This window comes from Gracilibacillus caseinilyticus (assembly GCF_022919115.1).
In the GTDB taxonomy this organism is placed as follows: Bacteria; Bacillota; Bacilli; order Bacillales; family Amphibacillaceae; genus Gracilibacillus; species Gracilibacillus caseinilyticus.
Genome location: NZ_CP095072.1, coordinates 795,867 through 810,730, shown reverse-complemented (window position 1 = coordinate 810,730; position 14,864 = coordinate 795,867). Strand labels below are relative to the sequence as shown.

General features: G+C 38.1%; 13 protein-coding genes and 1 pseudogene. 12 read left to right on the top strand and 2 right to left on the bottom strand.

The annotated features are described in order from the left end of the window. Positions 1-403 precede the first annotated feature (403 nt). From MUN88_RS03900 to arsC, 12 genes and pseudogenes are all read left to right on the top strand, one after another. Entirely contained in the window at positions 404-1,231 is an 828-nt protein-coding gene (locus tag MUN88_RS03900) for a putative RNA methyltransferase (RefSeq protein WP_244721089.1), read from the top strand. Between the two features lie 192 nt (positions 1,232-1,423). Beyond that, positions 1,424-2,422 carry a substrate-binding domain-containing protein gene (locus MUN88_RS03895; protein WP_244721086.1) on the top strand — a complete coding sequence of 333 codons (999 nt, stop codon included), beginning with the start codon at positions 1,424-1,426 and terminating at the stop codon, positions 2,420-2,422. 30 nt (positions 2,423-2,452) lie between these two features. Further along, complete coding sequence (locus MUN88_RS03890; RefSeq protein ID WP_244721083.1) at positions 2,453-4,267, top strand: cache domain-containing sensor histidine kinase; 1,815 nt, start codon at positions 2,453-2,455, stop codon at positions 4,265-4,267. After that, positions 4,260-5,450: a response regulator transcription factor gene (locus MUN88_RS03885; RefSeq protein WP_244721080.1), complete on the top strand. Its 1,191-nt coding sequence runs from the start codon at positions 4,260-4,262 to the stop codon at positions 5,448-5,450. The genes MUN88_RS03890 and MUN88_RS03885 overlap by 8 nt, the downstream gene beginning before the upstream one ends. A gap of 544 nt (positions 5,451-5,994) precedes the next feature. Next, positions 5,995-7,005, top strand: a complete 1,011-nt coding sequence (locus MUN88_RS03880; protein ID WP_244721077.1) for an NADP-dependent oxidoreductase — start codon at positions 5,995-5,997, stop codon at positions 7,003-7,005. A 216-nt stretch (positions 7,006-7,221) separates the two neighbouring features. After that, positions 7,222-8,442: pseudogene (locus MUN88_RS03875) on the top strand (ISL3 family transposase). Between the two features lie 154 nt (positions 8,443-8,596). After that, a complete protein-coding gene (locus MUN88_RS03870; RefSeq protein WP_244721074.1) occupies positions 8,597-8,902 on the top strand; it encodes a PadR family transcriptional regulator in 306 nt (101 codons plus the stop codon). Positions 8,903-8,921: 19 nt separating this feature from the next. Next, on the top strand, positions 8,922-10,112 hold the full coding sequence (gene chrA, locus MUN88_RS03865) for a chromate efflux transporter (protein ID WP_244721071.1): 1,191 nt from the start codon (positions 8,922-8,924) through the stop codon (positions 10,110-10,112). Positions 10,113-10,143: 31 nt separating this feature from the next. Further along, on the top strand, positions 10,144-10,467 hold the full coding sequence (locus MUN88_RS03860) for a YnfA family protein (RefSeq protein WP_244724319.1): 324 nt from the start codon (positions 10,144-10,146) through the stop codon (positions 10,465-10,467). Positions 10,468-10,569: 102 nt separating this feature from the next. Further along, positions 10,570-10,914: an ArsR/SmtB family transcription factor gene (locus MUN88_RS03855; RefSeq protein WP_244721069.1), complete on the top strand. Its 345-nt coding sequence runs from the start codon at positions 10,570-10,572 to the stop codon at positions 10,912-10,914. Between the two features lie 25 nt (positions 10,915-10,939). Then, entirely contained in the window at positions 10,940-12,229 is a 1,290-nt protein-coding gene (locus MUN88_RS03850; protein ID WP_244724317.1) for an arsenic transporter, read from the top strand. An 18-nt stretch (positions 12,230-12,247) separates the two neighbouring features. Beyond that, positions 12,248-12,667, top strand: coding sequence for an arsenate reductase (thioredoxin) (gene arsC / locus MUN88_RS03845; protein ID WP_244721066.1), 420 nt, complete (start codon positions 12,248-12,250; stop codon positions 12,665-12,667). Between the two features lie 135 nt (positions 12,668-12,802). Here arsC and MUN88_RS03840 read toward each other — a convergent pair whose 3' ends face one another. Next, entirely contained in the window at positions 12,803-14,041 is a 1,239-nt protein-coding gene (locus tag MUN88_RS03840) for an IS256 family transposase (RefSeq protein ID WP_369809927.1), read from the bottom strand. 159 nt (positions 14,042-14,200) lie between these two features. Then, positions 14,201-14,743, bottom strand: coding sequence for a recombinase family protein (locus tag MUN88_RS03835; protein WP_244721063.1), 543 nt, complete (start codon positions 14,741-14,743; stop codon positions 14,201-14,203). Positions 14,744-14,864 lie beyond the last annotated feature (121 nt).

Here is a 14,864-nt window from a genome sequence, read left to right as displayed (position 1 = left end):
TGAAATTGTAAATGTTCTGGGAGACTGCTCCGGCCAACCACTACGCGTCCTGCGGTGCACGGGAGTCTATGTGGTTGGCATGCGCTAATGTTTGGACTCTACAATAGATGTAAGAGGTAGCATATTGAACGGTATCTGTAAGGCTCCAAAAATGTTATCACTTCAAAGTATGCTTCCTCGGTTATATAAACATTATTATACGCTTTTATAAATGATGAAAGAAGTTAAAACGCTCTTTCACCTCTGTAGTAAGTTAATATTGAACATAAAAGATATTAGCAGCACACACTCGCTTCGTCAATCGGGTAAACGAAGTTACAAAGCGCTTTACCTAACCATATCTATCTGCATTTGCATTTCCTTCGGATTCAAGATACGATATAAGAAAAAATGGAGTACGACTATGAAGAAAATCGAACGAGCAGCACATTTAATAGGTAAGCACCGATCTCTTTTTCAATGCCCGATTTGTAAAGAAGCAGTTACGATAAAGGATACCTCTGTAATTTGTACCTCTAATCACCAATTTGACTTAGCGAAAAAAGGCTATGTCAATTTCTTTTCGAAGGCCTCTCCGAAGGATTATGACAAACAGCTTTTTGAAGCGCGTTATCAGGTTATTCAGAGCGGAATGTATGACTTGCTTCACCAAAAAATCGTCAACATTCTTACTTCAGGTGCTGATAAATCAACGAATATGTTGGATGTTGGTTGTGGAGAAGGATCACATCTACAGCAAATTCAGCAACGATCAGATCGCGACCTAGTGGCTGTGGGTATCGATATTGCCAAAGACGGTATTCTGACTGCTGCTAAATATCATCCAGACATGATTTGGGCCGTAGCGGATTTAGCGCAAAGTCCTTTTCAAGGTGGCAAATTTGATATCATATTAAATATTTTGTCGCCTGCAAATTATCAGGAATTTAAGCGGTTATTAGCGGATAATGGCATGTTAATAAAAGTCATCCCACGCGCTGATTATTTAAAAGAAATCAGGGAACAAGTGATGCAACAGGATAGTCAGCATTACTCCAATACTGAAGTAATCAATAATTGTCGAAAACAGTTTGATCACATTCAAGTAGAAACGATTCAGTATACATGGGAAGTACCGAGCGATTTACATACAGCACTTTGGAACATGACTCCTTTAACGTGGGGCAAAAAGATGAAAAAGTCGTATCAATCTATCACCATTGATTTCGATATAATCATTGCTAAAGCGTAATACAGGCTCTGAGTCCTCATATATTAGTACAAGAGTTGTTATCTATGTCACAAAAAAAGATTGAATCTTCCTGTTACTTCCTATACAATTTTGGTACAAACGAATCAGAAAAACAGATTCATTTCGTTCTATTCCTTCAACAGACAATCTGTTGAAGGAATATAGTTGTGCAAATTTGAAAGGGGTTACAATTTGAAGAAACTACTCGTTGTTTACATTATATTAATTGGTTTATTTGTCTTGTATGTTTATCAATATCAGACGAGTGAAACAACAAGCAATGATTGGTCGGAGCATGAATTGCGCGGGACTATGGATGAAACATATGTCATGGTTACTTTTCAGGCAGGAATAGATTATTGGAAGAGAGCCTTAAAAGGATTTGAAGATTCAGCGGAAGCTTTAAATGTCTCCGTGGAATACCGAGGGGCGACGCAATATGACGTAAACGAAGAGATTACGGTTTTAGAGCAGGTTATTGCCAAGAATCCTTCCGGAATTGCTGTTTCTACGATGGATCCCGAGGCATTGAATCCAGTGATTGATCAGGCGGTAGAGACGGGCATTCCTGTTGTTATGTTTGATGCCGATGCACCGGAGAGTAAAGCCTATGCTTTCTTAGGAACGGATAATTATTATGCGGGTGTAACGGCTGCTCACAAAATGGCGGAATTATTGCAAGAAGAAGGTGATGTCGGTATTATTACGCATCCGAATCAGTTAAATCACCAGGAACGCACGCAAGGTTTTCGGGATACGATTGCGAAAGAATATCCCAATATGACTGTAGTAGCGGTGAAAGATGGGCGTGGTGACCAAATGATATCGAAAGAGGTTTCTGAAGATTTGATGCGGGAATATCCGGGACTGCAAGGAATATTTGCGTCGGAAGCGAACGGAGGTGTTGGAGTCGGCAAGGCTGTATTGGATCAAGACAAAAAAGGTCAAATGCATATTATCAGTTTTGACACCGATAAAGGCACGCTCGATATGATTGAAGAAGGGGTGATATCTGCTACGATGGCACAAGGTACTTGGGAGATGGGCTATTGGTCGTTACAGTTCTTATTTCACCTTCAGCATGACTTAGCCGGGGATGTGCAGAGCGAAATGAAGCTGCCTCGATATATGGATACAGGTGTCACAGTCGTAACGAAGGAAAATGTTAGTGATTATTACCCGGCAGAATAACGGCTGCAGCATAGAAATGGATGGGTGCTTGTGAAACGGTGGACGCAAATCAATAATTTTCCTATACGGTATAAATTAATTTCACATTTTTTGTTAATTAGTATTTTGCCAATTATTTGTCTTGGACTATTTATCAGCTGGACGGTTGAAAGGGTTATGGAAGAGCAGGTTACGGACAATACCTTGCAATTAATTGATAAAGTCAACGAGTCATTTGAGTTCTATATTAGTAATCTGCAAAGCTACTCGTACATGATAGCCAATAATGAGGATGTGGCAGGATTCATCGGCAGTTCCGATAGACCGGTTGATTCGGCAGACGCTCGTTATGATATTCAACGATTTTTGCGAACGTTTACAACTGTATCACCGGAAGTAGCGGGTATTATGGTAGTCAATAGTGCTGGTGAATATGTCAGTAATGAATTATATGCCCCATCCATTATGGATCTGACGAAGACTTCCTGGTATACAGCCGCGGTAGAGAACAATGGGATTTTCAAGGTGATTGGTCGACCAGACGGCAGACGATTGCATTCGATCGTCGATTATACCAATGATGATGTCGTGACTGTGGTAAGAGCAGTGGTCGATCCTTTCACAGATGAGCTCTACGGTGTGGTGTTAATTGATTTGAAGCTTCGTGTTATTGCGGAAGAGGTGCAAGATGTTACATTAGGCAAAAGTGGTTATTTAATGGTCATGGACGACAATGGTCAGAATATTTTTCAACCGAATCAGCCGATCGTATCGGATGTCCCGTTGGATTGGATTGAGGAATCGCAATCAGGTGATTTTTCCAAGATGGTTGATGGAGAAAAAACACAATTTATTTATCAGCGTTCCCCTTTCGTTAATTGGATTACGATGGCGGTTTTTCCAGCAGAAGAGACGGTATTTGGGTTAAAAGAAATCAACTTTTATTTAGTCGCATTTATTTTTATTATTATGTTATTTGGAATTCCGGTTTCCTATTTTCTCTCCTATTCGATTTCGAAACCGATTGTTCAGCTTGTGTCATTTATGAGAAAAGCAGAGCATGGAGACTTCAAGGTTCGTTACCAGGAAAAAAGAGAAGATGAAATTGGTCTGTTAGGAAAAAGCTTTAATACAATGGTAATGAAGATCAATCAGCTGATGCATCTAACCGAACGACAGGAAAGACAAAAGCGAGATGCAGAGTTTCGTAGTTTGCAGGCGAATATCAATCCGCATTTTCTCTATAATACGCTGGATACCATTCAATGGATGGCACGAAAGCAAAAAGCTAACGATGTTGCTGAAGTAGTTGCTTCCCTTGCTAAGCTGTTCCGGATTGGTTTAAGTAAAGGTCGCGATTATATCTCATTATATGAAGAATTGGATCACATTGATAGTTATTTAAAAATACAGAAAACCCGATACCGAGATAAACTGCATTACCACATTGACGTAGATGAATCGATCAAGCTCGTACCTGTATTAAAATTTATTCTACAGCCAATTGTTGAAAATGCTATTTATCATGGTATTAAGGAGCGAAGAGGAGCGGGACATATTGAAATTCTAGCGAAACAGAGAGAAGATTTTCTTTGGATTCAAATTAAAGATGATGGAAAAGGGATGTCACAAGTACAATTGAATGACATGAGAGCCGCCTTAATCGCAGCGGTGGATCGTACAGAAAACCCTGAGGAAACCCGCAATAAGAAAGGCTATGGCATTTTAAACGTACAAGCTAGAATTCATTTGACACACGGAGGGCGTTTCGGTGTGGAGATGGATAGTGAGGAAAATAGCGGAACAACAGTTACGATTTTACTGCCTATTAATCTGCCACCTGATGAGGAGGATAATCATGAGTAAATGGAAGGTATTAATAGCGGACGATGAATTTATTATTAGGGATGGCATTCGTACCTTTGTCAATTGGGCTGATTTTCATATGGAAGTAGTTGCGGAGGCAGAGGACGGAGAGGAAGCGGTAGAACAGGCATTGGCAAATGAAGTAGATGTAGTGCTGATTGATTTGAATATGCCGATTATGAATGGCATAACAGCCATGAAAAAAATTAAAGAAAAGCGTCCTGATTGTCGGATGGTCGTTATCTCCGGCTATGATGACTTTCGTTATGCGCAAGAAGCTATTCGTCTGCAGGTAGAGGATTATTTATTAAAGCCGGTCGATCCAGATCAGCTTGCAGGAATTCTAACCGAGCTGATGAAACAGTTAGAACGAGAGCGGGAAGAAGAGCAATTCTTTCAACAGGCTTCTGTTCAGGTCGAAAAAAATCAACTGCATCTACGCAATCGTTTTTTTCAAGACTGGCTTTCTAGTAATCTTTCAGAAACAGAAGTCCTTCATCAGCTCCAATTCTTTCGTTTGCCAACGGCTCTCCCGCATTCACTATTGGTCCTGAAGTGGCAAGAAGGAGAAATAGACCAGCAATTCATGAAGGAAGAGAATCATCAAGCACTGGCAGAGGATTTGCAAAAAAACGTCGAGGCCAAATTACAGGATTATACTTATGCGATTTACAGTGAGAAAAGTCAATGGATGACGATATTCTTGTGGGAACAGATGTCTGAACAAGTAGTCGTGGAAATAGAGAACGTCATATTGGAGGAATTGGGGCAACATCTTTTTGGCTATTTAACAACGATCTCAGCTGTCGATGTTACTACTATCTATCATCAGGCAAAGCAGTCACTAAACCAGCGAGTGAAATCATCGCCACTGGTTAAAGACGCCTTGGCCTATATACGGGAGCATTACCAAGATCCGCATCTGACGTTAGAAGAAGTGGCGAATATACTTCATGTATCATCGGTCTACTTAAGTAAAACGATTAAACAGGAATTAGGCGTTTCTTACGTGCAAATTTTAACAAAAATGAGACTGCAGGCAGCCAAGGATTTATTAAAGACCACGGATTATAATATCAGAGAGATAGCCGAGCAAGTGGGCTATGACTCACAGCATTACTTCAGTACAGCATTTCGCAAAGCGGTTGGTGTTACTCCTAAGCAATTTAAGCAGCAAGTATAGTATATACGCAGAATAGCGTTTGATTGTGATAAACAGTCAAGCGCTAATTCTTATAAGAAAAAAATATATAATTACCTTATTAAAGCCGAATCATAAAAACTTTCACTTAAGATTGAGAAAATAAAAGAAGTGTTGGTACTTATAAAACGGATTATGTTAGCTAGCTGTATGATAATTTTGAAATTGTTAATGTGCTGAGAGACCGCTCCGGAAATATATGCCCCACAGGACGCGAAGTGGATGTCAAAATGACTTCTAGGCTAGTTGACATAATCCATATTATAGGTAGTTGTATATTATTTTGTTAGTTAGGACCGGATGGGCTATCCCGGTTTTTTTATTTTGGAGGATAGTTTGGTATGAGTTTAGAGGGGGGAAGAAAAGGAGTAGTTATTTATCCATTAATATTCCTGCTTGCGCGGTAGATGCACCAAGTAAGTATTTATCAGTAAGATAATGGAGTGAGCAGTTTGCTTTATTTTACGTATTATTTTTGTTACTTTTAGTAAGTGAAACAAATATGTCAATAATAGGAGTGATAAACATGACGAAAAACAAACAAATACTATTAGCAAAACGACCAGTAGGAACTCCTGATCAAGATACATTTAAATTTGTAGAAACTGATATTAAACAGCCGGAAAATGGAGAAGTATTAGTTCGTACGATATATGTTTCCGTAGATCCGTACATGCGTGGCAGAATGATTGATGCACCATCCTATGTAGCGCCGTATGAATTGAATGATGTGCTTGGTGGCGGCACAATTGGTGAAGTAGTCGAATCTAATTCCAACCAATTTGCGCAAGGTGATATTGTTCTTGGCCAATATGGCTGGCAAACGTACTATACGGCAAAAGAAGACGAAATTCGAACAATCGATAAAGATATTGCGCCTATTTCTACTCATTTAGGAATTCTAGGTATGACTGGTTTAACAGCATACTTCGGATTACTTGATATTGGTAAGCCTAAAGAAGGAGAAACCGTAGTTATCTCCGGAGCGGCCGGTGCTGTTGGATCAGTAGTTGGTCAAATTGCCAAAATTAAAGGTGCACGTGTCGTTGGTATTGCCGGTACGGATGAAAAAAATCGGTACTTGAAAGAAGAATTAGGCTTTGATGAAGCGATCAATTACAATACTACCAATAATATCGAAGAAGATATTGCTAAAGCAAGTCCAAATGGTGTGGATGTCTATTTTGATAATGTTGGTGGTGAAATTTCCGATGCGGTTCATGCTAATTTAAATAAATATGCACGAATCTCTATATGCGGCGCTATTTCTAAATATAATATCGAAGGTGAAGACATCGGTCCGCGTATCCAAATGACATTAATTAAGAAAAGTGCCAGTATGCAAGGTTTTACACTATATGATTACGCAGATCGATTTCCAGAAGGATCTGAAGCACTTGCACAATGGCTTCAAGAAGGTAAGTTAAAATATGAAGAAACGATAAAAGAAGGTTTCGACAATATTCCAGATGCATTCCTTGATTTATTCGAAGGGAATAATATTGGGAAATTGTTAGTGAAAGTAGATAACCAATAAGTAAATAGTGGATACCAAATTAAAAAACGTCTAAACTTCATCTAAGTTTAGACGTTTTTTATGATCAGGTAAGATATAGCAATTGCCATTTGTTAAGATTTTGTGGCTCTATTATATATGTTGGGGTTTGAAAAAATTAAGCATAATAAAACACGCAAGCTCCTATATCCTTTACACTTGAATGGACTAGAAACAAACCAAAGGGATAGGAGATGCGTGTACATGCAGTTTAACATGAATTTACCAGGATTAGAAAGTGTTATTGTTACTAAGATGGAGGAGTTGGAGGGGGACTTTTACTTACATATAAAGTTGCCTGTTAAGAAACACCGTTGTCCTGCTTGTGGGGAAAGAACAAGCCACGTCCATGACTATAGAATACAAAAGGTACAACACTTAAAGCTCTTTGAACGAACATCTTATCTGTTTTATAGGAAGCGAAGATACGTTTGTACTTGTGGAAAGAGGTTTCCTGAGAAAAACCAAGTTGTAGGGCGATATCAAAGACATTCAAAGGAATGGAATCAAGCCCTAGGGCTTCGTGTTATCCAGGGGAAAAACTTTAAAGATACTGCTGGTCAGTTCAGAACTTCTCAAACAACAGCTATTCGTCGATTTGATCAACTAGCAGCTACTAGTTTAAAAGAAGTGGACACGTTACCACCAGTAATAGCTATCGATGAATATAAAGGGGATACAACAGAAGGTAAATACCAAGTAATCATCGCAAATGGAGAAACAGGTGTCCCGCTTGATATATTACCGAATCGCTCTGTACGTACGATTAAAAAGTACTTAGCTAAAAAAGGATCTCAAGTAAAGATGGTTGTCATGGATATGAGCTAAAGCTTTAAGTCAGCAGTTCAAAAGGCTTTGCGGAACCCCATCATCATTGCAGATCGCTTCCACTTTTGTCGGTATATTTATTGGGCTTTAGAACGAGTGAGAAGACGTGTTCAAAAAGAATTCCATGATTACGACCGCAAAAAGTGCAAGCGTATGAAACACATTTTTTATAAACGATATGAAGAACTGAGTAGTAAGCAACACTGGTATTTAGACAGATATTTAGGCTTGTCGGAGGATTTACGACAGGCCTATGGTTTAAAGGAAGCATTCCGCTCCTGGTTTGAAGGAGCGAAAAAGGTTGGAACAAAAGATTTAGGTGAAGTAAAACAAGGACCGTATAACTATTACAAACAGGTAGAAAAAGCAGGACTAGATGAGTTCATCAAAGCCGCTGGTACACTCAAGAACTGGCAAGCAGAAGTTTTAAATAGTTTTGCCTTTGACTACAACACTGGATTTGTGGAGGGCCTAAATAACCAAACAAAGGTTATTAAACGTAATGCATTTGGCTTTAAACGATACGATCGATTAAGGTTACGTGTATTACTGCATCATCAATTTAAAAACCTAGATTTTCAAGTTGGTTAAGGGATAGGAGCAAAGATTCCTACCCCAACATTTGACGCAGAACCGATTTTGTAAAGTTTTTAATCAGTATCTTGAGATGGAAGCACACATCATATACACTTTCGATATCGAACTTAGATATCGAAAGTGTATATGACTAGGCGGAGGTGATAGGTTGGAAGATAAAGTATTGCGAAAACTGTTCCTCGGATTTATTCACATTCATATTTTACATCATGCAAAGGAAGATCCCATTTATGGTGTATGGATGGCGGATGAGCTAAAAGAACATGGCTATAACATTAGTTCAGGTACTCTTTACCCAATATTACATTCTATGGATAAAGATGGACTCTTAGAAAAGGAAGAAAGAAATATAGAGGGAAAAATCAGAAAGTACTACTCCACTACAAATAAAGGAAATGAAGTTCTTATAGAGGCAAGAGAAAAAGCCTATGAGTTATTTAAAGAAATAAATTAGAAAAAGGAGATGCCAAACAATGTCTAATCAAAAAAGTAGATTTAAAATTTTGATGGAAATTTTATTATCTTCTACAAAATTAGGTTTGACCTCTTTTGGAGGACCGGTTGCTCATTTAGCCTATTTCAAAGACGAATACATCGATCGTCGAAAATGGTTAGACGATAGAACATATGCGGATATAATAGCTGTTTGTCAATTCCTTCCTGGTCCTGCGAGTAGCCAGGTTGGTATATCAATTGGTATGTTACGGGGAGGTATTCTCGGGGGGGTTATTTCCTGGTTCGGGTTTACCGTACCATCTATTATGGTGTTGATCATATTTGCATTGATGTACCAAACTTTTTCTTTAGAAGAGGCAGGTTTCATCCATAGTTTAAAGATAGTTGCTGCAGCTGTTGTCCTGCATGCGTTAATAGGATTAGGTAAGAAATTAACACCTGATAAATCGCGTTTAACTATAGCTGTAGTTGCTGCTGTCATCATGTTAATGTACCCATCAGCATGGATGCAGATATTAATTATTTTAGGTGCTGGCTTATTAGGGCTATCTTTCTTTAAAGAAAAAGCGGAATCAAATGTACAGCCTATTGCAATTACTATTCCCAAAAGAATTGGTTTGACTTCCTTAGCAGTCCTTATTAGTTTACTTGTTATTTTACCTTTGTTAAATAGACTATCAAATAATCCATATCTTAATCTTTTTGATATCTTCTATAGAGTTGGCTCATTGGTATTTGGAGGTGGACATGTCGTATTACCAATGATTGAACGAGAAGTAGTACCTAATGGCTTAATAACGGCTAATGAATTTTTAGCTGGGTATGGAATGGCGCAGGCTGTACCTGGACCGTTATTTACGTTTGCTAGTTATCTTGGGACTATGATGGAAGGAATAGCAGGAGCTATCATAGTCACAATTGCAATATTTCTGCCCTCTTTCCTACTTATTGTTGCAGCTCTGCCGTTTTTAAATGAACTACGTAAACACGCAAGCTTCCAAGGAATATTAATGGGGGTAAATGCTAGTGTTGTAGGGATCTTGTTAGCAGCATTTTATGACCCGGTAATAAGTAGTTCTATATTTGATACAACTGACTTCGCATTAGGTATTCTATTATTTGGATTGTTAACGATTTGGAAAATACCAGCTTGGTTAATTGTGATAATAGGTGTTATTGGAGGGTACGTTTTACAGTTGATGGTGTAATGGGAATATAGCATGTTGGGAAGTGATAGAAATTAGCGCCTTATTTTTATTCATTTTTGCAGGGATAGCTGAAATTGGTGGAGGATATTTAATTTGGTTATGGTTACGAGAAGGAAAGCCTGTTTACTGGGGGTTAGGAGGAGGATTAGCGTTAGCTTTATATGGTGTGATTGCAACATTCCAAAGCTTTCCCTCATTTGGTAGAGTGTATGCTGCATATGGTGGGGTTTTTATTATCTTATCTGTGTTGTGGGGGTGGGGGGTTGATAAAAAAGCACCTGACTTATATGATTGGATAGGTGCTGGCATCTGTTTAATTGGTGTTTCTATTATGTTGTTTGCACCACGTCAATAGGATATGCTTGCGAGTAAAAAAAGCTAAATTAAGCTTTTTTTATTGAACATATAAGCAAATCATTATATAGTTATATACGAAAAGAAAAAGAGGTGTTTTAACATGTTAAAAACAACGATTGAGATGGAAAAAGCGGCAATGATTTTGAAACTGTTAGGTGATAAAACTCGTTTGACAATGTTGAAACTGTTGGAAAATAATGATTGTTGCGTATGTGAACTTGTAGAGATTTTTCATACAAGTCAGCCATCGATCAGTCAGCACCTTCGGAAATTAAGAGATGTTGGATTAGTTAAAGAAGAAAGGAGAGGTCAGTGGATCTTTTATTCGCTGAACAAAAATAATGAGTATTACCCTTTTGTCGAACAAATTCTTAATCAACTACCTAATCAAAATCATAAATTAAAAGAATTAGAGGAAAAAGGAACACGAATTACGTGTTGTTAATTGGAGGGGAAGAAACTTGTCATCAATGGTTTTACTTGCATCGGTAATTTTCTTGGTCACGTTAGTACTAGTTATTTGGCAACCAAAAGGATTATCGATTGGATGGTCTGCATGTGGCGGAGCCATCTTAGCGTTATTGACAGGAGTAGTCGGATTTAATGATGTCCTAGAAGTTACCGGAATTGTTTGGAACGCGACGCTTGCCTTTGTTGCAATCATACTTATTTCTTTGATTTTAGACGAAATCGGATTCTTTGAATGGGCTGCATTGCACATGGCTAGAGCAGCCCAAGGTAATGGCGTCAAAATGTTCGTTTATGTCAGTTTGTTAGGAGCTATTGTTGCGGCTTTTTTTGCGAATGATGGAGCGGCATTGATACTTACTCCAATTGTTCTTGCAATGGTTCGCAATTTGGATTTTCAAGAAAAAATGGTGTTTCCATTTATCATGGCTAGTGGATTTATTGCCGATACAACTTCTTTACCATTAGTAGTCAGTAACTTAGTGAATATTGTATCAGCAGATTATTTCGGAATCGGATTTGTCGAATATGCGTCACGGATGATCATTCCGAACTTATTCTCGCTGGCAGCAACGATTGTGGTCTTATTAATTTACTTTCGGAAAAGTATTCCGAGAAAATATGACCTTAGTCAGTTAAAGGTACCGGTAGAGGCAATTAAAGATACCAGAATGTTTCGACTTTCATGGTATGTACTTGGAGTATTGCTGATTGGTTACTTTGTGAGTGAGTTTATTCAAGTACCAGTGTCCATTGTAGCTGGTCTCATCGCTATTTTCTTTTTAATCATGGCTAGGAATAGTCAAGCAGTAAATACAAAATCGGTTGTGAAAGGTGCTCCTTGGGAAATCGTGTTTTTCTCAATTGGTATGTATGTTGTCGTATTCGGTTTGAGAAATGCTGGACTTACTGATGTATTAGCAAATGTTATTCAGGCAAGTGCAGAACAAGGGTTATTTATCGCTACGATTGCGATGGGCTTTATTGCTGCTATATTATCTTCCGTCATGAATAACATGCCTACTGTGATGATTGATGCTATAGCTATTGCAGAAACTAATACTTCAGGTGTGATGAGAGAAGCGCTCATTTATGCCAATGTGATTGGTTCGGATTTAGGTCCAAAAATCACACCAATAGGTTCGTTGGCTACCTTATTATGGCTCCATGTGTTATCGCAAAAAGGAGTTAAAATATCATGGGGGACCTATTTTAAGACAGGAATTATCCTAACGATTCCTATTCTGTTTATCACATTAGTAGGGTTATTTGTAACATTACTCATTCTATAAAAAAAGGAGATTCATTAAATGTCTAAAAAAACAATCTACTTCTTATGCACAGGAAACTCATGTCGAAGCCAAATGGCGGAAGGCTGGGCCAAAAAACATCTTGGGGACGACTGGGAAGTTTATAGCGCTGGAATTGAAGCACACGGATTAAACCCTAATGCGGTGAAAGTCATGAATGAAGTCGGCATTGATATTTCTGACCAAAAGTCTGACATTATTGATTCGGAACTTTTAAATAATGCTACATTAGCCGTAACACTATGTGGAGATGCTGCAGATAAGTGCCCAATTACACCACCAACCGTAAAACGGGAACATTGGGGTTTTGATGACCCAGCTAAAGCAGAAGGAACAGAGGAAGAAAAATGGGAAGTATTCCAACGTGTACGTGATGAAATTGGTGAAAGAATAAAGCGGTTTGCAGAAACAGGGGAATAATTCAAGATTTTAATTTAATTTTATTTGCCTAACATTCCATAGAAGAAAGGATCCCTTTTGATCCATAAAAGTTCAAAAGGGGTCTTTTTTAGTACGGAATCAATAATAGAGGGCTTGTCAAGAAAAGTGTGTAAGTCATTCCAAATACTTTAATACACGATCCTTGAGGTGGTCATGAATTAATAACTGGTTCATCACCATGGCCCATTGCTGAATATGGCCACCTTCCCATTTATTTTCAAGTTCTTTTGTTCGTAAATATAAGACTTTTAATAGGGCATTCTCGTGTGGGAATGCTCCTTTTTGGGTAACTTTACGATAGCTGGAGTGAACACTTTCTACGGCATTTGTTGTATACATGATTTTGCGAATCGCACTACCGTAATCAAAAAGCTGTTCCACATGAGAAAAATGACGTTTCCACACATCAATGGCTCCAGGATAAGAAGACCATTGTTGTTGAAAGGTTTCAAAGGCGCTGCGACAAGCTTTTAGACTAGATGCTCCATATACTTTTCGTAAAGCAGCTGTGAAAGGTTTATAGTCTTTACTTGGTACATATTTAAGTGAATTTCGAATAAGGTGAACGATACAACGTTGGACTGTTAATGCCGGGAATATGGCACGAGCACCTTCTTCTAAGCCACTCACGCCATCGATAGATAGAAAGAAAATATCTTCTACCCCTCTTGTTTTAATCTCATCAAAGATTTGCATCCATTTATGCTTACTTTCGGTTTCATTAAGCCATAAGCCAAGTATCTCCTTTTTGCCTTCCATGGTGTAGCCTAACATCGTATAAACCGCATATTTCTTCGTTTCATAGTCATTGCGAATAGTGGCATAAAGGCAGTCTACAAAAACAAAAGGATAACACGGTTGTAAGGGTCTGGTTTGCCATTCTTCTAATTCTGTTAACACGTGATCCGTAATGTTAGACACCATTTCATGAGACACAGAAAACCCGTAAATATCTTCAATAGTCGAAGAGATATCTCTTTGAGACATACCACGGGCGTACATGGAAATTACTTTGTTTTCAATAGCTGAGACATCTCGTTGGCGTTTGGGAATGACTTGTGGTTCGAAGGAGCCGTCACGATCTCTTGGCACTTCTAGTTCCACTTCTCCAGTTGATGTTTTGACCGTTTTCTTTCCGTATCCATTACGTCGGTTTTCCGTATTTTTTTGGCCCTTTTCATTGGAGGAGTATCCTAGGTGATGGTCCATTTCGCCTTTTAGCATCGTCTCAAACATTGGTCCGAAAATGTCTTTTAATGCATTTTGCATGTCTTCTACTGTTTCAGGTTGATACTGTTCGATAATCTTGTTCGCTAAATCTACGGAGTTAGGATCTCTTTTTGGTTTCCCCATTTCAAACACTCCTTTAGCTTTATACTTATTATTCTAACAAACAAAAAACTGTGTGAGTAAGAAACCGTACGCATTTCTTACTTACACAGTTTATATTACACTCCCATAATAGAACCGAGCCAAAACCGATCGCATCCTTCTTTAGTATGCAATTATGCGCTACCTTTCCAAATACCGATACAACGTAGATTTACTGATACCTGTCTTTGTTTTTATTTCAGCTAATGTATAATTTTTACTTTGATACATACGAATTGCTTTTTTAACATTCTCATCGGCTTTTCTAGGTCTGCCTGAGTTAACTCCTTTTTCTTTCGCTTCGTGTAGTCCTTTTTTTGTTCTTTCACTGATCAAATCACTTTGAAAATGAAGTAAATGTTTTAACATCTCGGTAAAATAAATGCCTTTATCATTACCTGTATCAATACCTTCTTGAATAGATTGTAGGTAGGCCCCTTTCATTTCTAGCGTTTCTAACAGCTCCATTAAATGTCTTGTTGAATCAGCTAATATATACAGTTTGGTTACAACAACTATGTCATCTTCCTCTATACTGTTCATCATTTCTTGTAATTTTTCTCTTTTTTTTGCAGAAGAATGTTCCTCGGTAAAAATCCTCTTGCAATTTATTCCGGACAAGTATATGCTTTGAAACTCACAGTTATTGTCGTTATGATATGGTCTCATGTAGCCAATAATCATCAATCTCACTCCTATTTTTTTTTGTGCTATTCATCATAACATTTTAAATTCTTTAAAAAAGTTCCTAAAAAGGGTTACTTTTTGGGAATGTAAGTGATAGAATGTTTTTTGTTGGATGAAA